Origin of the sequence: Parapedobacter brassicae (assembly GCF_051400755.1) — a bacterium.
Taxonomy (GTDB): Bacteria; Bacteroidota; Bacteroidia; order Sphingobacteriales; family Sphingobacteriaceae; genus Parapedobacter.
Window position 1 is genome coordinate 393,674 of sequence record NZ_JBLFFL010000003.1, and the last position, 17,376, is coordinate 411,049.

19 protein-coding genes are annotated in these 17,376 nt (G+C 50.5%); 8 read left to right on the top strand and 11 right to left on the bottom strand.

What is annotated here, in order from left to right; genetic code table 11:
- Positions 1-26: 26 nt before the first annotated feature.
- The 6 genes from ACMGDE_RS10940 to ACMGDE_RS10965 are packed head-to-tail and all read right to left on the bottom strand — an operon-like array spanning position 27 to position 3,879.
- A complete protein-coding gene (locus ACMGDE_RS10940; RefSeq protein ID WP_436832825.1) occupies positions 27-1,028 on the bottom strand; it encodes a 3-keto-disaccharide hydrolase in 1,002 nt (333 codons plus the stop codon).
- A 42-nt stretch (positions 1,029-1,070) separates the two neighbouring features.
- The gene (locus ACMGDE_RS10945) at positions 1,071-1,475 is read right to left on the bottom strand and encodes an EVE domain-containing protein (RefSeq protein ID WP_436832826.1); all 405 of its coding nucleotides are present in this window, start codon (positions 1,473-1,475) and stop codon (positions 1,071-1,073) included.
- A gap of 56 nt (positions 1,476-1,531) precedes the next feature.
- Entirely contained in the window at positions 1,532-1,882 is a 351-nt protein-coding gene (gene gldC / locus ACMGDE_RS10950) for a gliding motility protein GldC (protein ID WP_436832827.1), read from the bottom strand.
- Between the two features lie 16 nt (positions 1,883-1,898).
- Positions 1,899-2,147 carry a hypothetical protein gene (locus ACMGDE_RS10955; protein WP_436832828.1) on the bottom strand — a complete coding sequence of 83 codons (249 nt, stop codon included), beginning with the start codon at positions 2,145-2,147 and terminating at the stop codon, positions 1,899-1,901.
- A complete protein-coding gene (locus ACMGDE_RS10960; RefSeq protein ID WP_436832829.1) occupies positions 2,144-3,475 on the bottom strand; it encodes a DEAD/DEAH box helicase in 1,332 nt (443 codons plus the stop codon). Before ACMGDE_RS10960 ends, ACMGDE_RS10955 begins: the two co-directional genes overlap by 4 nt.
- A gap of 53 nt (positions 3,476-3,528) precedes the next feature.
- Positions 3,529-3,879, bottom strand: a complete 351-nt coding sequence (locus ACMGDE_RS10965; protein WP_436832830.1) for a hypothetical protein — start codon at positions 3,877-3,879, stop codon at positions 3,529-3,531.
- Between the two features lie 100 nt (positions 3,880-3,979).
- Here ACMGDE_RS10965 and ACMGDE_RS10970 point away from each other — a divergent pair, with 100 nt between their 5' ends.
- A complete protein-coding gene (locus tag ACMGDE_RS10970) occupies positions 3,980-5,134 on the top strand; it encodes a glycosyltransferase (protein WP_436832831.1) in 1,155 nt (384 codons plus the stop codon).
- Positions 5,135-5,160: 26 nt separating this feature from the next.
- Here ACMGDE_RS10970 and ACMGDE_RS10975 read toward each other — a convergent pair whose 3' ends face one another.
- The 4 genes from ACMGDE_RS10975 to ACMGDE_RS10990 all read right to left on the bottom strand — a co-directional run bounded on the left by ACMGDE_RS10975 (position 5,161) and on the right by ACMGDE_RS10990 (position 7,992).
- Positions 5,161-5,634 carry a uroporphyrinogen decarboxylase/cobalamine-independent methonine synthase family protein gene (locus ACMGDE_RS10975; RefSeq protein ID WP_436832832.1) on the bottom strand — a complete coding sequence of 158 codons (474 nt, stop codon included), beginning with the start codon at positions 5,632-5,634 and terminating at the stop codon, positions 5,161-5,163.
- Between the two features lie 566 nt (positions 5,635-6,200).
- Entirely contained in the window at positions 6,201-6,668 is a 468-nt protein-coding gene (locus ACMGDE_RS10980) for a CPBP family glutamic-type intramembrane protease (RefSeq protein ID WP_436832833.1), read from the bottom strand.
- A gap of 254 nt (positions 6,669-6,922) precedes the next feature.
- Positions 6,923-7,507: an O-methyltransferase gene (locus ACMGDE_RS10985; RefSeq protein ID WP_436832834.1), complete on the bottom strand. Its 585-nt coding sequence runs from the start codon at positions 7,505-7,507 to the stop codon at positions 6,923-6,925.
- A gap of 20 nt (positions 7,508-7,527) precedes the next feature.
- Positions 7,528-7,992 (bottom strand): pyridoxamine 5'-phosphate oxidase family protein, encoded by a 465-nt coding sequence (locus ACMGDE_RS10990; protein WP_436832835.1) that lies wholly within the window; start codon positions 7,990-7,992, stop codon positions 7,528-7,530.
- A 536-nt stretch (positions 7,993-8,528) separates the two neighbouring features.
- On the opposite strand from ACMGDE_RS10990, the gene ACMGDE_RS10995 reads away from it, so the two are divergent.
- Together ACMGDE_RS10995 and ACMGDE_RS11000 are read left to right on the top strand one after the other, a co-directional pair.
- Positions 8,529-9,869 (top strand): M16 family metallopeptidase, encoded by a 1,341-nt coding sequence (locus ACMGDE_RS10995; RefSeq protein WP_436832836.1) that lies wholly within the window; start codon positions 8,529-8,531, stop codon positions 9,867-9,869.
- 34 nt (positions 9,870-9,903) lie between these two features.
- Entirely contained in the window at positions 9,904-11,949 is a 2,046-nt protein-coding gene (locus ACMGDE_RS11000; RefSeq protein ID WP_436832837.1) for a M16 family metallopeptidase, read from the top strand.
- 5 nt (positions 11,950-11,954) lie between these two features.
- Here ACMGDE_RS11000 and ACMGDE_RS11005 read toward each other — a convergent pair whose 3' ends face one another.
- The gene (locus ACMGDE_RS11005) at positions 11,955-12,476 is read right to left on the bottom strand and encodes an NADPH-dependent FMN reductase (RefSeq protein ID WP_436832838.1); all 522 of its coding nucleotides are present in this window, start codon (positions 12,474-12,476) and stop codon (positions 11,955-11,957) included.
- Positions 12,477-12,598: 122 nt separating this feature from the next.
- On the opposite strand from ACMGDE_RS11005, the gene ACMGDE_RS11010 reads away from it, so the two are divergent.
- The 5 genes from ACMGDE_RS11010 (at position 12,599) to lepB (ending at position 17,364) form a co-directional block, all read left to right on the top strand.
- A complete protein-coding gene (locus ACMGDE_RS11010) occupies positions 12,599-13,399 on the top strand; it encodes a ParA family protein (RefSeq protein ID WP_436832839.1) in 801 nt (266 codons plus the stop codon).
- A gap of 3 nt (positions 13,400-13,402) precedes the next feature.
- The gene (locus ACMGDE_RS11015) at positions 13,403-14,323 is read left to right on the top strand and encodes a ParB/RepB/Spo0J family partition protein (RefSeq protein WP_436832840.1); all 921 of its coding nucleotides are present in this window, start codon (positions 13,403-13,405) and stop codon (positions 14,321-14,323) included.
- Positions 14,323-15,063: a DUF5683 domain-containing protein gene (locus tag ACMGDE_RS11020; RefSeq protein WP_436832841.1), complete on the top strand. Its 741-nt coding sequence runs from the start codon at positions 14,323-14,325 to the stop codon at positions 15,061-15,063. The genes ACMGDE_RS11015 and ACMGDE_RS11020 overlap by 1 nt, the downstream gene beginning before the upstream one ends.
- 98 nt (positions 15,064-15,161) lie before the next feature.
- Complete coding sequence (gene dapB, locus ACMGDE_RS11025) at positions 15,162-15,911, top strand: 4-hydroxy-tetrahydrodipicolinate reductase (protein WP_436832842.1); 750 nt, start codon at positions 15,162-15,164, stop codon at positions 15,909-15,911.
- Between the two features lie 31 nt (positions 15,912-15,942).
- The gene (gene lepB / locus ACMGDE_RS11030; RefSeq protein WP_436832843.1) at positions 15,943-17,364 is read left to right on the top strand and encodes a signal peptidase I; all 1,422 of its coding nucleotides are present in this window, start codon (positions 15,943-15,945) and stop codon (positions 17,362-17,364) included.
- Positions 17,365-17,376 lie beyond the last annotated feature (12 nt).

The following is a 17,376-nucleotide window of genomic DNA, read 5'->3' on the forward strand; positions in this document are numbered from 1 at the left end:
GAATGGGTATTGAACCCGATGGCGGGCTACTTCGCCGGTATCACGGTAATCTTCCGGAATTGTACCCCCGTGTGGTCTCCCTGTAGGTAAATTGGACCAGGCTCACCTTCGCGGCTATCGCGTGCACCGCCTGTAATCCCGGGGATCTCCTGATTATTGATAATGGTTTTGCCGTTGGCTACGATCGTAACCATACGCCCACGCAGGGTGATTTCGTATTTATTCCACTCATTCGGTCCTAATGTCGCCATTTCACTGGGCGACAAGAAGCCATATATACCGCCGAAATACAAAGAGCCGGGGTGCCTGTCTTTTGGTGAATCCTCAATCTGTACCTCATAACGTCCTCGCAAATAAATACCGGAATTGGCTCCTTCTGCATAACGGAATTCGGCAACCAGTTTAAAATCTTCAAACTGCTGTTCACTGATCAGGTTGGCACCCGATTCTTTATTGATCAGTATACCGTCTTCCACCACCCATTGGCTATTATCGCCCGAAGTCTTCCATCCGGTTAGGTCTTTGCCATTGAAGAGGTCAATGGGTTGGCCCCATTGTGCTTCGCCCGTTCTGGTCAGATAAGGAGCCTTAACCCCCGTAAACGGAAACGTATTCCCCTTATTGGTCGTGATCGTGCCCTTGATACCCTCGGCGGTCAGCTCTCCTTCAACCGTAAAAAGGCCACCTCCTCCCTCCCATTGCGGCGGGATCTGGAATGAAAACACGCCATTCTGGAGGGTAATGTGCGAAACCGGGCGACTGCTCCCCGCATCAGACACAAAAGCACCTACCAGTACATCAAAGCCCGATAATTTGACTTCCAGCCATGACGGCGCTTCCTCGCCTTCTTTATCTACGGTGATATCCCAACGCCCGATCAGTCCTTCAGCCTCTTCGGGCACGACCTGCGTAGCCGCGTTATGTATCTCTTCTTCCTGTTTCTGTATTGTCGTTCCGTTGTTGCACGAAATGACACTTACCGCTAACAAACCCATTAAAGGGCCGTATATTGCATACTGCTTCAACATATTTATAGGGTTAAATTTTCCAAGGGAGCTAATCTACAAAAATTATGTTCCTAGTGCGACAATGCGGTCAAACTCCTCCCGCATCAGCGGCATCACCGACAAGCGGCCCTGGCGCACCAACGCAATGTTCTGAAGCAATGGCTCTTTCTTAATGGTCTCCAAGGTGACCGGCTTTCTCAGCGTTTCCACCGGCGCCAAGTCCACCACTACCCAGCGTTCATCCGAGGTAGTGGGGTCTTGATAATGTTCTTTCACCACGTTGGCAATGCCCACGACCTCCTTGCCTTCATTGCTATGATAAAATAAGACCAGATCGCCCTTCTTCATTGCCAGCAGGGTGAGCCTCGCCTGGTAATTGCGCACGCCATCCCAAACCGTCCGTTTATCCTCGAGAAATCGCTGCCAGCTATATTTAAATGGCTCCGATTTGACTAAAAAATGGTTCATGCGATGTTAGATTTTAGATTTACGACTTTAGATTTACGATTCCGTGCGTCCACGTGTTAGTTCTGTTTTTGGGTCACCTCCATCTTCTCGGCGAAATGGTCGCAGTAGTCCCGCAGGTCGCCGATGACTGCTTTCGCCACTTCATCATCGCCGGAAGCCCGGATGAAGGTGTCGCCCAGCGTCTGTAGCGTTTCATAGAAAAAGCGCTTCATTTCATCCAAGGGCATGTCCTTTGTCCAAAGGTCTATGCGCATGGAATTTTTATAATGGTGGTCCCACAGCGCCAGAAACATGGCTTTGGCCGGCAGTGCTTCTGCGTTCTCCCCGTCGGATGATTCCCAGGAGATGTTATCCGGTACGTTGTGCTCATCGAGTTCAATCGTCAGTTTTATTTCTGCTTTTTTCATGTTATTCATTCCATATTTACCATACCCGTATCACCCATACCAATACCACCACCAGCACCAAAAACACCCCTTCGGCCATCCATATACGTTTAAGCTTGCGCAGCAGTAACCGAAAAAACTGGTCGGCCGCAACAAGCACCAGCAAAAGTAATAAAAACCAACCAATGGTGCCTACGCCGATCTTGTCGGCGATGACTTGCCACAGCAGCCAGGTAACCAGCAATGCCGCAGCAATATTCAGCGGGGTAATTCGCAACTGCCTCATCGCTTACCCTTACCCGGCTTCGATTTGTTTTGCGCAGTACGCGTATGCTTTCGCTGCGGTTTATCTCCCTTCTGATTCGCCAATTTTTTCTCATGGAAAGCTCCCTGAAAATCGGGATTATCCTTTCGTTTCTGTGCATCAATCTCCCGTGCGATGGCCTGCCGCTCCTCAAATCCCGTTTGCTCCACAAACACCTCCTTGGGAATATCCACTACCGGTATCTGTTGGCGGATCAGCTTTTCGATTTTATGCACATAATATTCTTCTGCCGGATTGCAGAAGGTAATGGCGTCTCCCGTTTGGTATGCCCGCCCTGTTCGGCCGATGCGGTGCACATAATCTTCAATGACGACCGGTACATCAAAGTTGACTACATGGCTCACATTGCTCACATCCAGTCCCCGGGCCGCCACATCGGTGGCCACCAATATCCGGATGGCCCCTTCCTTGAATGCGTTGATCGCATTGATACGGGTATTTTGTCCTTTATTAGCATGGATCACCCGTACATTTTCAGTGCCATATCGGCGTTCAACAAAGTGGAATACGTTGTCTGCCACCGTTTTGGTTTTGCAGAACACGATGAGCCTGTGCAAGGCTTCATCGTCTTTGAGCAAATGCTGCAACAGATTAATCTTCGTTTTGAGGTTAGGCACCCGATATAGCGTTTGTGTCACGGTCTGCGCCGGGGTGGCCTGTTCAGTGACCTCCACGATGGTCGGGAAAGCCAAAAAATCGCCTGCGATCTTATGCACCAGTTCGCTCATCGTCGCCGAAAAAAGCAGGTTCTGCCGCTTGCGGGGCACTACTTCCAATATTCGGTGCAGCTTACCGATGAATCCCATATCCATCATCTTATCGGCCTCATCCATGACCAGCACTTTCAGCGATTTGGTGACCAGGTACCCGGCAAGGTACAGCTCGAGGAATCGACCGGGCGTGGACACAATTATGTCTACGCCCCGCTCCAACGCCGCAATTTGCGTTTTCGGACCGAGGCCACCGTAGAGCACCACGGTCCGCAGGTCGGTATAGGCCGTAAACAGGCGGATATTTTCCTCGATTTGCATCGCCAGTTCGCGGGTCGGCGAAAGGATGAGTGCCCGTGCTTCATTGCCCTGCGCATGGCTGAGTTTCATGAGGATGGGCAACACGAAAGCGGCAGTTTTCCCCGTGCCGGTCTGGGCGATCCCCATGACGTCCTGTCCGGCCAAAATCGGCGGAACCGCCTTCTGTTGGATCGGAGTGGGTGTAGTATAACCCGCCTCTTCGATGGCATTCAGGATTTGTTTGTTGAACTTGAAATCCGCAAAGGTATTCCGCTGCATCCGGCAAACTTAGGCAACTTGCACTGCATATGCAAGTAATCAACATGGTCAGTTCAGTTGCCCCGCTTCACCAATAGCACCTCGTCATTATCCAGCAACAGGTAACCATATTCGTAGCAAAACCGGTATTGGGTACCTTTGCTTGTTTCGTACATATCGGTGATGTAGTCAAAATTGAATCCCGCATGGATGAGCGATTTCCACTTCACTTTTGTCTTGCCATCGGGGTTCAGCGTTTCCAGGATTTTGCGATTACGCTTTAAAATATTATTCACCTTGCGGAGGTAACTGTTTTCTTCACTGTTTCGCCGGTTGTTATAATTGCTACGGCAGGCATCGTCGCAGAATTTCTTATCGGCACGGCCCAAGAGCAACGCTCCACAATCCAAACATCTTTTTTCCATAGGCAGGTTTTGCTTGATGATCGTTTCAGATGATGCCCTAAAGATACGATTTACTACTAGTAACCATTAATTTTTTTAATTTGCATCCCGATTGGGGATCATGCGGATACTGATTATACACAATTACTACCAAGACCCAGGCGGCGAAGACGCGGTTTTCGAACAGGAACGGGCATTGCTTGCGACCACGGAAACGGTGGAGACGCTAACCTTCCGCAATCAAAAGGGCTGGAGGGGCGCATGGCAGACCCTCTGGTCGCCGTGGAATACCTGGGCCGGGCGCAGAGTAAAACAAGCTATCCGGACGTTCAGCCCTGATGTGATCCACATCCACAACCTGCACTATGCCATCGGCCCCATTGCCATCCGCATCGCCAAACGCCATGGTATCCCGGTAGTGATGACCCTGCACAACTATCGCCTGCTCTGCCCTTCAGCCACGCTGTTCCATGCCGGCAAGCTATTCCTCGACAGCCTGCACGCCGGGTTTCCCTGGAAGGCCGTGCGCTTGGGTGTGCATAGCAATTCTGTGTTCAAAACCTATTGGCTGGCCTTCACGGTATGGCTGCATAAGCTGCTGGGCACTTGGTGTATGGTAGATCGTTATATCGTCTTGACGGACTTTGCTAGGCAACTATTCGTCGATTCATCCTTCGGTGTGCCGGCGACACAGTTTGTCGTCAAGCCTAATTTCGTGGCCGATACCAGCCAGCTAGCCGCTGTACGTGGGCGGCATTTCCTCTTCATCGGCCGCCTGACCCAAGAAAAGGGCATCAAGGTATTGCTGGAAGCATTTGGCGGCACGGAGCTGCACGTACGGATCGTGGGCGATGGCCCGTTGCGGACTAGTGTGGTAGACGCTGCTCAACAATCCGCCAATATTACCTACCTGGGTACGCTCGGCAGAGGCGGGATCGAAGCGCAACTGGCTAGCTGCACGGCACTCATCTTCCCTTCTGTTTGGTATGAAGGCATGCCCATGACCGTGATAGAAGCCTTCGCCTCGGGTACACCCGTCATTGCCAGTAATCTGGGTGCCATGCAATCCATGATCCATGATGGGCAAAACGGACAGCTGTACACTCCCGGGGATGCCGCTGCGCTCCGCCGGGAAACCCAGCGGTGGCTCAGCAGTGAAGATGCCTACCGGCAGCAGGTAAGCGACGGCGCAAGGGAAGCCTATGAGCAACGGTATACTGCCCACCAAAACCACACGTTGCTATTGGATATTTATCGATTAGCAACCTTTGGTTAATCGCTGCGCTAGACCTTCTGCTTCTTTCAACAGGAATTGAGTTCTTGGTTGATTTGGTTCAATATCTGGACATCTTCGAAGTCCATTTGGCCGGTTATCCCGTGCGCATGTCCCAACAGCCATTTTGCCCGTTCCAACAACGCGCGCTTTTCATTATTGGATGGCTGCCTCATAGCATCGTGGTATAACAGCAATGCCAATGGCCTCAGTTGGCGGACATCCAGGTTCTTCGCAAAGTCAGGTAAATCGTCTACAGACCGCCGAAGGAAATCCGAACGATCAACGCCGAAATATGCTTCATACAAGAGCAACATGTCGCCTTCGCTATGCTCGAGCGGCTCATCTTCGGATTGGGGGCCCTTACCTGTCATCCGTTCCAACACTTCCAAGAAGCGCTTGACCAGGCGTTCGATATAGTCTTCTCTGCGTGATTGGTACATGCGCTCAAAGATACGCCTATTCCCTGAAAACCGGTGGGCAAAGGCTTCAACGACGTTCAATCATCCGCCTTACCTACAATCGGGTCGGCACTCACCGTATCAACTTACTTAATGTGAAAAGTAATATACCATTTCACCCACACATTTACCAAACGCATAAATGGCGCAGGCAGAAAGCGCAAACAAGCCAATCCTTATTATTTTATTTTCCAGAAGGTGCATGTATTTTTCCATCATGGTGTTGAATTGATTACATCAAAAATAAGGCATAATCTTTAAAATCAATTTTTTTAAGTGTTAACGCATCTAGCAACTTGAGTTGTAGAGATATATTAATATGGCAGCAATGACAAAAATTGAAAATACAACGTTAGCCCAATTACGCTTTTTTTTAGGTTCCTCTTCATTTTTCCTTTTCATTAACATACTTTATACCTGAAGGCGCCGATAAAGTTTTTTACGCACACCGGGCCTGATGCCAAATTTAATTAATGGCAAACAAATGGTCAATATTTAATTTAGCCGCTTGAATCCCCCGATGCGGCTTCGGCTGGACTGCGCCCTAGCATGCGAACAGACATTAGAAGCAATCGATTATCCGTTACCAGTATAAAGCCCAAAAGAAATCAAAAAAAACGAAGTGCTGCAATGAGATTGACGAGAGCATGCACAGCCATCGTGTATGCAAAAGCATAATTACCTTTTCTTTTGAACAACAGGTAACAACATGCTAATACCATTCCAAAAACACTGGCAGAAACCACATAAAAAAAACTGTAAAACCCATGTGCAATGCCAAATATGATGCCGGAGATTATTATAGTACATAAGGGTTTTATGTTCTTTTGCTCCAGAACAGAGATAATCAAAGCTTGGAAAATTGCGGTTTCAATTAATGGGGATACGAAAACCGCAAAAATAAAGGCGACTATTGGATTATCAATTTCTACATATCCAGTTGGTATACCAAGGAACTTAGCGGTTAGCCCTGAAATTATCCCTATCAAGTAAGCAAGAATCAAAATAAACACAAAGCATTTAAGACTAGATTGCCTTAATACAAAGCGGTATGTAAAGTATATGGTTTTATTCATGATTCCCGCGGTAAAGCTATTCAAAAAAGAAAAACTACTTTTTTGAATAGCTGATTTGAATGCTTAACCAGTTCATCTTGACGTTACCCTCCAGAGGCGTAGATACGCATCAGCGTATCCCTTTATTGACATGCATATTATCGTGGCTGTTCCAGTGGCAATTCGCCTCGAAACAGTTAAGAAGATGTATTTTTCATCCAAATCATTCTCGCAGCCTGCCGCAATAAGACTAACTACTACCAGTAAATAACGTTTTATATGCATCTTTTCACGCCAATGATCATGCCGGTTGCCCAATGCTGTTTAGCAATCCACAGGTCACCGCGGCTTTCCAGCCGACGCACAAATTCAAAGGCCTTTTCCTGATGCCCTTCTGGCCAATTCGGTTGCGGCAGCATGTCGTCCACGATATAAAGACCTCCCGGCCGGAGCATGGCCAGCACTTCATCCAAAAGAAGGTATTTGCCATGCCAGGTATCCGCAAAAATAAAATCGAAGGATTGCCCCGCATTTGTATGAACCCATTCGGCACCATCAGACAGTACCAGCGACAAACGCTTGTCGTGGCCGAGGTATTTCCGGGCAATCGCCAGCAGCGCATCATCGTGGTCGAAAGATACCAGGGTGGCATCACCATCCATGCCGTCGAGTACCCAAGCCGTGGCCAGTCCGCTGCCCGTACCCAGCTCCAGGAAACGCCCGGCAGGCTTGCTGGCTGCCAGCGTACGCAGTAATGCGCACGTCTGCACATCCGAGGGCATGGTAAAACCAAACTGCCGCGTTTCTTCAGCAATGGCATGGTACGCTTGCGGGAGGGGTTGGTTTATCGTGTCATTCATGATAGAGCCAAATATATGTTTTATTGCTTACCCAACCTCACATTGTAGGTCTCAAGAGCGCTTTCAATCTGTTTGCTTTCCGTGGTATCGGGAAAGAACAGATAACTCGGCGCCCGGATCGGTTCCACTATGGTCACGGTTATCTCAATAAGCTCCTTGATCGGGAAGGCGTCCGTAAACAGATCCGTTAGGAATTTTAGCTTGCCCGGAAACAAAGGGTCCGAGTTGTCGACGATCCTGGCTGTACCCTTCACTTTATACCCTTTCTGCACGAAAACATCCACGAAACTCACGCAGATCTTCGGATTGCCCCGTATGTTTTGTATGCTGCCCGGTGACGCGATATTCGCTATCAGTAGCGTTTTTTCATCAAAATAAGCGAATATCTCTTTCGGTGATACATTCGGTGCATGGTCTTCGTCAACTGTGGCCAGCCAGCACAGTACACTTTTGTCGATATAGTCCTTTACGCCTTGCGTGATCATACACATTTATTGGATGCTAAAATTACAATCAATTTTCAGTCAATTCTATTAAATATTTTGTTCAATACACCGATTCAACGTAAATTTTATTTCGATGGGTGCTCGCTACGCCACCTTCCGTAGTAGCCCTCCGCATCCGCCAATTCATTTAAAGAGCGGTTGCGTGCCATGCATATGGCGTAGCGGTTTACATATCCGAAATCCTGACACCGTACGATGCTGTCCAATCGGACGCAACGTAGCTTTTCAATATTAGTTTCCCAGTAGTTATCCAGGGATAACCCAGTAGTATTCCGGTAGTATCTTAGTTTAAGCTTCCTCTTAGTACATCGGTTATAGGTAAATTATACATGGGTTATCAGTAGCTAATACCCCGGTAAAGGTGGGGTCAAGCGTGCGTGTACTGCGGTTGATCGGTGTCTGTGGTTCAAGCTGCACGAAAGTTGTAACAACATCCCCGTTTTTTCATCCAATAATGGTAAACTTGCATAAGTTTTTTATCAACGTATACGTTCTTTTAACCTCATTCTCAACTGATGAAGAAAGTTTTACTAATCCCTGCATTTGTTGGCTTATTGCTCTGCACCGTCAGCAAGGCAGTTGCACAAAACCGCATTGAATTCAAGGAATTCAAGTTGGATAACGGCCTGACCGTGCTGATGCACCAAGACAATACCACGCCCATCGTAGCGGTATCGGTGATGTACCACGTGGGCTCCAAAAACGAAGACCCCAAGCGCACTGGATTTGCGCACTTCTTTGAGCACCTGCTCTTTGAGGGTACCGAAAACATCGGCCGCGGCGAATACATGAAAAAAATTGAGTCGATCGGCGGCACGCTCAATGCCTATACCTCAAATGACATCACGTATTACCACGAGGTGGTACCCGCCAATTACCTCGAAACAGCCCTTTATATGGAGAGCGAACGGATGCTGCATGCGAAGATCGACACGATAGGCGTGGAAACCCAGCGTTCCGTGGTGAAAGAGGAAATGCGGCAACGGTATGATAATCAACCCTATGGCACCATCCTACGCGAAACCTTTGAACGCACCCATCAGGTACACCCCTATCACTGGCCGGTCATCGGCTCCCTGGATCACCTGAATGCGGCCTCACTAGACGAATTCATGCAGTTTTACCGCACGTATTATGTACCCAACAATGCGGTGCTATCCCTTGCAGGCGACATTGACTACGATCAAACGGAAGCTTGGGTGCGCGAATATTTCTCGGAAATACCGGTAGGCACGGGCACCATCAACCGGTCGGAGGTAACCGAACCGAAGCGCACGGCAGAAATACGCGATGTGGTATACGACAATATCCAACTGCCGGCGGTCATCCTGGCGTACAACCTGCCTCCCAAGAAACATGCGGACAGCCATGCGCTGAGCATGCTCTCTACCTACCTGACCGGGGGAAACAGCTCTTTGCTGAATAAGGAGATCGTAGATAAGCAGCAAAAGGCGGTGGGCGTGGCGGCATTCCCGCTTGACCTCGAAGACGGCGGCGTGTTCCTCACATATGCGATCGCCAACATGGGCATCGCCGCAGATACGCTGCAACAGGCTGTCGATGAACAGATCGAAAAGGTAATCGCTAACGGCATATCAGAAAGCGACTTTCAGAAGCTTCAAGCGCAGGTGGAGAATGCGGTAGTCAGCCGCCACGCCTCGGTGGCCGGGATCGCCGAAAGCCTTGCCGAGGCGAAGACGTTCTTCGGCGAGGCCAACGAGGTAAACAAGGAGATGGATAAGTACAACAAGGTGACCCGCGGAGACATTCAACGGGTGGCGAAGCAGTACCTGGCCAAAAACGGACGCGTGGTGCTATATTACCTGCCGAAATCAGCAGAACCGACACAACAATAACCGCTTATTCCCGTAAACTTAAGCATCAACGATCATGAAGAAAATCAGCATATATCTACTGACTTTTATCGGCACCTGCACGGTGGCCCTGGCGCAGGTAGACCGTAGCCAATACCCCGAACCCGGTCCGGCTCCGCAAATCAATATCGGCGACCCGGCCACGTTCACGCTGGACAATGGACTGAAGGTATTCGTGGTGGAAAACCACAAGCTACCGCGCGTCACGTATTCGCTCGTGTTGGACCGCGACCCCATCTTGGAGGGTGATAAAGCGGGCCTCACGTCACTTGTGGGCGATATGCTTATGGGCGGCACGGCCACCCGCAGCAAGGATGAATTGGATGAAGCCATTGACCGGATCGGTGCTTACATCGGCGCGTCTTCCACCTCGGCCAATGCTTCGTCATTGAAGAAGTACAATGATCAGTTGCTTGAACTGTTTGCCGATGTGTTATTCCATCCCGCCTTTCCCCAAACGGAGCTCGATAAGCTCAAAAAGCAAACGATATCGTCGTTGGCAGCGGACAAAGACGACCCCAATAGCATCATCGGTGTGGTCCGGAACGCGGCCATGTATGGCAAAGACCATCCTTACGGGGAGATCGAAACCGAAAAGACCGTGGAAAACCTGCACGTAGACGACTTTAAGCATTACTACACGACGTATTTCAAGCCCAACATCGCATACCTAGCCATCGTTGGGGATATCACAGTAGCCGAGGCCAAACAATTGGTAAACAAGCACTTTTCCGGATGGCAAAAAGGTGATGTGCCCAAGCATGAATGGCCATCGCCCACCGCTCCCAAGGGCAACAAGGTCGTGCTTGTAAACCGCCCCGCTAGTGCCCAGTCGGTCATCAGCGTGGGTTATCCGTTTGACCTGAAACCCAATAACCCCGACGTAATAGCGGTCAACGTGGTGGCTGAAATCCTCGGCGGGGGAGCCTCCTCTCGGCTATTCCAGAATCTGCGCGAAGACAAAGGATATACCTATGGCGCCTATGGCAGCATTAACCCGGGCAAACTGGTGGCTACCCTGAGCACCAATGCCAGCGTACGCAATGCGGTCACGGATAGCGCAACTCAAGAGTTTATCCACGAATTGAATCGGATGGCCGAAAAAACCATCACCCAGGGAGAGCTCGACCTGGCGAAGGCTTCCCTTGCGGGGAGTTTCGGACGGTCGCTGGAGCAGCCGTCGACCATCGCGAACTTTGCTATCAATACGGAATTGCAACAGCTGCCCAAAGACTACTATAAAAATTACCTTAAAAACATGGATGGCATTACGTTGGATCAGATCAATGAGATCGCGGCTAACTATGTGCGCGGCCACGACCTGCAAGTGACCATCGTGGGCAAAACGGATGATTTTGCGGACAAGATGGGCACGTTCGGCACGGTGCAGTTCTATACGGTCACCGGCGATCCGGAGGTGAAGATGGATATCACCGATGCCAGCGTCACGGCCGAAGGGGTGATCGAAAAATACCTCGACGCGATCGGGGGCCGCGAAAAGCTGGTGGCTGTAAAAACCATGAAAGCGGTGAGCGAAGCCGAAATCCAGGGAATGACTATTGTCATTGAACAGGTGGTGGATCAAGGCAAAGGCATCGCTGTGCAAAGCACCAGGATGGGCGATATGGTGCTCTCAAAAGTGCTGGTCACGAAAGATAAGGTGACCGCGACAGCCCAAGGACAATCGCAGGAACTCCCGGCCGAAGCTGCGGCGGCATATCAAGCGTTGCTATACATCTTCCCCGAACTCACCTACCAGGAGCGGGGCGTAAAACTGGCGTTGGACGGTATCGGCAAGGTAAACGAAGAGGATGCCTACAAGGTGAAGGTGACCGATGGCAGCAATACATCCACCGAATATTTCAGCGTGGCCACGGGGCTCAAGCTGAAAACCGAGAGCACGCTTTCCGGAGAGACCACCATAAATGGCTACGCCACCTACGAGCGCATCCAGCTGCCTGAAACCGTTACCATCGCTAACCAGATGATGCCGGTGCCGCTGAAAGCGGTAACCAAGGAAGTGGTGATCAACGTGGAAATCAGTGACGAAGAACTGAAATAGGCGCATTAAAATCGTATAAATGCCTCGATCTGCTCATTGGTAAACCGGAGGGTGTCTTCCTTATACAGGTGGCCCGAAGTGTCAAACTCATCAAAAATATGGGGGATGTGGATGCGCAACGGCAACACATTCAAGCGCACGTAGTGGCAGACACCGGTAAAATGATCGACCCCGCGGATGTTGCCATACTTGCCGCTGGATAACCCCACCAGCGCGGCTTTTTTATTAAAAAAACTGTCGGGAAACTGGCAGGCATCGACAAACGTTTTCAGTATCCCCGGAAAGCTTCCGTTATATTCGGGGATGATGAAAATAAACTTGTCCGTTGCGCTGATGTGCTCCTGATAAGGCAGGAATGCGGTGCTCCGGGTTTTGTACATATCGGCCGATATGAATTCGGCCGACAAATCCGCGAGCGACAGAAGATGCGCCTCCACCCCCTTTTCCGCCAGCCTGTGCTGATAATAACTCGACAGCTTAAACGTATTACTATGAGGACGGTTTGTACCGGATATGATGGTAATCATGATGGATTAAATTAAAAAGCGTATCTTAGCCCCTCGCATTTGTACTTGCTGAAATGCCCAAAAATACAAATTAATGAATACTTTTGAGCACAGCGCAACAGGGCGTAAATTTTTCATCACCCATGGGTAAAATCATTTCAATAGCTAATCAAAAGGGAGGGGTGGGTAAAACGACCACTTCCATCAACCTGGCAGCGAGTTTGGCTGTACTGGAATACAAAACGTTGTTGGTAGACGCCGATCCGCAAGCGAATTCGACATCGGGGATCGGATTTGACCCGCGCACCATCAAGGCCAGCGTCTATGAATGTTTGATCAACGACCTGGACCCGCATGAGGCGATCCAGCATACGGATACGCCCAACCTGGACCTGTTGCCAGCGCATATCGATCTGGTGGGGGCCGAAATCGAAATGATCAACCTGCATGAGCGGGAATATAAAATGCGTGGCATCCTCAACCAGATAAAGGACGAGTATGATTTTATCGTGATCGATTGCTCGCCTTCGTTGGGCCTCATCACCATCAATGCCCTCTCCGCTTCCGATTCGGTCATCATCCCCGTACAATGCGAATACTTCGCCCTGGAAGGCTTAGGCAAATTGCTCAACACCATCAAAATCGTACAGAACCGGTTGAACACGGCCCTGGAGATCGAAGGTATCCTGCTGACGATGTATGATGTGCGGCTGCGGCTATCCAATCAGGTCGTGGAAGAGGTAAGGTCGCATTTCACAGAGTTGGTCTTCAATACGATTATCCAGCGCAATACGCGACTGAGCGAGGCCCCCAGCTTCGGCATCTCCGTCATCATGCATGATGCCAATAGCAAGGGCGCCATCAACTACCTGAACCTGGCCCGGGAGATCCTCGAAAAGAACAATCATAACACAGAAAAAAAAGTACACGTAAGCGCATCTTAGCACATGGCAGCACAACAACGGAAAATAGGTTTGGGTAAGGGACTGGGTGCATTGCTCGACGATACCGAAGAGGTCATCAGGCGGCCAGCAGAAAACAAGTCGGTAGGCGACGTGCAGGAACAGCGAATACAGACCAACATCAACGATATACGCATTTCCCAGATCGCGGTCAATCCTTTTCAACCACGGACGGCCTTTGATGAGGAGGCGTTAGGCGAACTGGCCGATTCCATCAGATTGCAGGGATTGATACAGCCCATCACTGTGCGGCACGCCGCAGGCGACACCTACCAGCTCATCAGCGGCGAACGGCGATTGCGGGCGGCAAAACTCGCCGGATTGACGGAAATACCGGCGTATGTACGCACGGCCAATGACCAACAAATGCTGGAAATGGCCCTTATCGAAAACATCCAGCGTGAAAACCTCAATGCCATCGAAGTGGCACTGAGTTTCCAGCGGATGATCGAAGAATGCAGCCTCAAACAGGAGGAACTGGGCGAACGGGTGAGCAAGAACCGATCAACGGTGACCAATTACCTGCGCCTGCTGAAACTACCTCCGGTCATCCAGGCCGCCATCCGCGACGGGCAGCTCAGCATGGGGCATGCACGGGCGCTGATCAATGTCGCCGAGATCGATAAGCTGCTCTATATTTTCCGCGAAATCGTCAAGAAGGGGTTATCTGTACGGAAAACCGAAGAATTGGTGAGAGATATGCAGCAACATGCCAGCCAGCAGGCCAAACGCGAGAAAACCGCTCCCCTGTCCTTTCAGTATCAGAAGGTGGAGGATGACCTGGCCTCTAAGTTTGCCACGCGGGTGAAGCTCAAGGTTGCGGGCAAAAAGGGCACCGGTGCCATCGAAATCCCTTTCCATTCGGAGGAAGACCTCAACAGGATCCTCGAACTATTAGATTGGTAATGAATCGCCTTTTTATCATCGCGCTGTTGATGCTGGGGCTCACCGGTGCGCTGCGGGCACAGGAGCCGGACAGCCTGCGGCGCGACACCATTCCGAAGGCGGTGGATAGCCTTGCCGTGGATACCATAGGTAAAGCCGATACGACCGAGACCCGCCGCGAACGGCGGCAACGGGAACGTCGCGAGCGGGAAGCGCTGGAGGAGAAGCAGACGGTATTCAAAGATTCGGCCCGGCTGGCGCTGGAAGCCATGTCGGTCAGGCCAGGGAGGCAATCGCTCATGGTACCCGGCTGGGGACAGATCAGCAATGGCGGTTGGTGGTGGCTCAAGGTGCCGGTCATCTACGGCGGATTCGTCAGCGCCGGACTGGTATTCGAATTCAATAACCGGTACTATCACGACATTTTGGAAGAGGTGCAATACCGCGTTAATAACAATCATGCCATCCCACCCAATACCAAATACCCGAATATGGACGCCGGTAGTCAAGCGACGGATTATATGATTACTTACAAAGACTACTACCGCCGCAACCGAGACCTGACGGTATTGGTGACCATCGGTTGGTGGGGCCTACAGGCGGTGGAGGCTTATGTCACGTCTATGCTCAAGCACCGCTGGGAGATCGACAATCCGTTGGGTTTCAAGATTTCGCCTACGCTGTTGCCGCAGCCTGCGTCATCTTTCGCTTATCAGTCCCGCCCATACGCCCTCGGCTTCAAAGTAGGATTTACTTTTTAGATATACCGTTTATAGATTAAACCCTTTTGACTTTTAATTTTTAACTTTTGTCTTTTGACTGCTAACTTACTAAGTTTGCGAATCAGCAATTTACGTATATGAACATTGCACTACTCGGATATGGCAAGATGGGGCGGCTCATCGAAAAGTTTGCCTTACAGCGTGGTCATCAGGTCCACCTCGTCGTCGACGAAAACAATCGGGATAGCGTCGCCCCTTCAGACCTGGAAGGCGCCGACGTGGCGATTGACTTCAGCAGGCCGGAAGCAGCCGTAGCCAATATCGAACTGTGCTTTGAGGCGAATGTACCGATCGTCGTGGGCACCACCGGCTGGTATGACCAGCTGGAGGAGGTAAAAAAACAATGCCTCGATGGTAACAAAACCTTGCTTTATGGCTCTAACTTCAGTATCGGGGTGAATGTATTTTTTCACATCAACAAGTTATTGGCCGCCGTAATGAATCCATATAAGCAATATGATGTACAGGTAGAAGAAATCCACCACACCCAAAAGCTGGATGCGCCCAGCGGTACCGCCATCACCATCGCGGAGGGCATCATCGAACAGACCGATTCCAAAACAGAATGGATCAACAACCTCATCGGAGAGGGCAAGGAATCCATTCCGAAGGCCCAGCAGCTGCTCATCGAGAGCCACCGCATTGATGATGTACCGGGCACGCATACCGTGTTGTACAGTTCAGAAGTCGACCAGATCGAATTCAAGCATACCGCCCATAGCCGCGCAGGCTTCGCGCTCGGTGCAGTCATCGCCGCCGAATGGCTTGACGGCAAAACCGGATTTTACCAAGTGACCGAAATGTTTAACTTTGGCGGGCGCATTTAATATCAGATAAACGTATCTAAACGCAACCTATATGGGATATATCGTTTTTGCAATTATTCTAATCTTAGTCCATGTCGGCCTTTGGAAATTGTTCATCAAGGCCGGTCGTAAGGGTTGGGAATCGTTGATACCCATTTACCGGGAATATGTGATCACCCGGATCACCGGACATCCCCGCTGGTGGATCGCATTGCTGCTGATTCCCATCGTGAATATTTTCATCTTTTTCGGGCTGTACCTTGATTTGGTCAAGGCCTTCGGCAAGCGCCGATTTTGGGAGTATGCAGCCACCGTGCTGTTGCCGTTCGTGGTGCTTCCCTGGTGGGGCAACGACCCGAAAGTTGTGTACCTCGGCCAATCCTTTACACCGGAGTTTAAGGAGAAATATCCCTATAAAAAGTCCGTTGGCCGCGAATGGGCAGATGCCATTGTATTCGCGGTGGTGGCGGCTACGCTCATCAGGGGCTTTCTCATTGAAGCGTATATGATCCCCACGGGATCTATGGAAAAAAGCCTGCTCGTGGGCGACTTCCTGTTTGTGAGCAAACTGAATTATGGGCCACGCGTGCCCATGACCCCGATCGCATTTCCCTTTGCGCACCACACCATGCCCCTTGTAGGCGGCAAAGCCTATTGGGAAGGCATAAAAATCGGGTATAAACGGCTGCCGGGATTCCAAGAGATCGAACGGAATGACGTGGTGGTATTCAACTACCCGATGGAGGCCGATCCCCCATTCAACAGGCCCATCGACAAACGCGAAAACTACATCAAACGCGCCGTTGGCGTCCCGGGTGATACCATTTCGCTGCGCGAAGCGCAATTATATGTCAACGGCGACAAGGGGTATCAACCGCCCAATGGCCAACTGGATTACTATGTGTATACCGACGGAACGGGGCTGAACCCGCAGCGGCTGCTCGACATGCGGATTGACTACAATCCGTACGCGCGTGAACCGTACCAGCTTTACCTTACCGACGAAGCTTATGAAGAGGTAAAAGGCTGGGCTAATGTCAAACGGATCGTACCCAATATCCGGCACCGCGATAACGCCGAACCGGGTGTATTCCCCAATAATCCGCTATACCATTGGAATATTGACAATTTCGGGCCCGTCATCATACCCAAAAAAGGATGGACGATCACCCTTGACAGCCTCACCATGCCGATCTACGAACGCGCCATCCGCGTATACGAAGGCAATGAATTGGAAAGCCGGGAAGACGGCATCTACCTCAATGGCGCCAAAGCGAATAGCTATACGTTCAAGATGAACTACTACTGGATGATGGGTGATAACCGCCACAACTCCGAAGATGCCCGTACATGGGGCTTCGTGCCGGAGGACCATATCGTGGGCAAAGCGCTCTTTGTATGGCTGAGCTGGGATAAAGACGGCACCTTCTTCAGCAAGATCCGCTGGAACCGGATTTTCATGGGGATTAACTAGGTAGGCTTGCTG

What these genes read in the sequence shown, in the direction of transcription:
- ACMGDE_RS10990 (WP_436832835.1), bottom strand. Translation starts at nt 7,992, where the DNA reads ATGATCACGCAAGGCGTAAAGGACTATATCGACAAAAGTGTACTGTGC.
- gldC (WP_436832827.1), bottom strand. Translation starts at nt 1,882, where the DNA reads ATGAAAAAAGCAGAAATAAAACTGACGATTGAACTCGATGAGCACAAC.
- ACMGDE_RS11005 (WP_436832838.1), bottom strand. Translation starts at nt 12,476, where the DNA reads ATGATTACCATCATATCCGGTACAAACCGTCCTCATAGTAATACGTTT.
- ACMGDE_RS10940 (WP_436832825.1), bottom strand. Translation starts at nt 1,028, where the DNA reads ATGTTGAAGCAGTATGCAATATACGGCCCTTTAATGGGTTTGTTAGCG.
- lepB (WP_436832843.1), top strand. Translation starts at nt 15,943, where the DNA reads ATGGGATATATCGTTTTTGCAATTATTCTAATCTTAGTCCATGTCGGC.
- ACMGDE_RS10955 (WP_436832828.1), bottom strand. Translation starts at nt 2,147, where the DNA reads ATGAGGCAGTTGCGAATTACCCCGCTGAATATTGCTGCGGCATTGCTG.
- dapB (WP_436832842.1), top strand. Translation starts at nt 15,162, where the DNA reads ATGAACATTGCACTACTCGGATATGGCAAGATGGGGCGGCTCATCGAA.
- ACMGDE_RS10980 (WP_436832833.1), bottom strand. Translation starts at nt 6,668, where the DNA reads ATGAATAAAACCATATACTTTACATACCGCTTTGTATTAAGGCAATCT.
- ACMGDE_RS11000 (WP_436832837.1), top strand. Translation starts at nt 9,904, where the DNA reads ATGAAGAAAATCAGCATATATCTACTGACTTTTATCGGCACCTGCACG.
- ACMGDE_RS11020 (WP_436832841.1), top strand. Translation starts at nt 14,323, where the DNA reads ATGAATCGCCTTTTTATCATCGCGCTGTTGATGCTGGGGCTCACCGGT.
- ACMGDE_RS10965 (WP_436832830.1), bottom strand. Translation starts at nt 3,879, where the DNA reads ATGGAAAAAAGATGTTTGGATTGTGGAGCGTTGCTCTTGGGCCGTGCC.
- ACMGDE_RS10995 (WP_436832836.1), top strand. Translation starts at nt 8,529, where the DNA reads ATGAAGAAAGTTTTACTAATCCCTGCATTTGTTGGCTTATTGCTCTGC.
- ACMGDE_RS10970 (WP_436832831.1), top strand. Translation starts at nt 3,980, where the DNA reads ATGCGGATACTGATTATACACAATTACTACCAAGACCCAGGCGGCGAA.
- ACMGDE_RS11010 (WP_436832839.1), top strand. Translation starts at nt 12,599, where the DNA reads ATGGGTAAAATCATTTCAATAGCTAATCAAAAGGGAGGGGTGGGTAAA.
- ACMGDE_RS10945 (WP_436832826.1), bottom strand. Translation starts at nt 1,475, where the DNA reads ATGAACCATTTTTTAGTCAAATCGGAGCCATTTAAATATAGCTGGCAG.
- ACMGDE_RS10960 (WP_436832829.1), bottom strand. Translation starts at nt 3,475, where the DNA reads ATGCAGCGGAATACCTTTGCGGATTTCAAGTTCAACAAACAAATCCTG.
- ACMGDE_RS11015 (WP_436832840.1), top strand. Translation starts at nt 13,403, where the DNA reads ATGGCAGCACAACAACGGAAAATAGGTTTGGGTAAGGGACTGGGTGCA.
- ACMGDE_RS10985 (WP_436832834.1), bottom strand. Translation starts at nt 7,507, where the DNA reads ATGAATGACACGATAAACCAACCCCTCCCGCAAGCGTACCATGCCATT.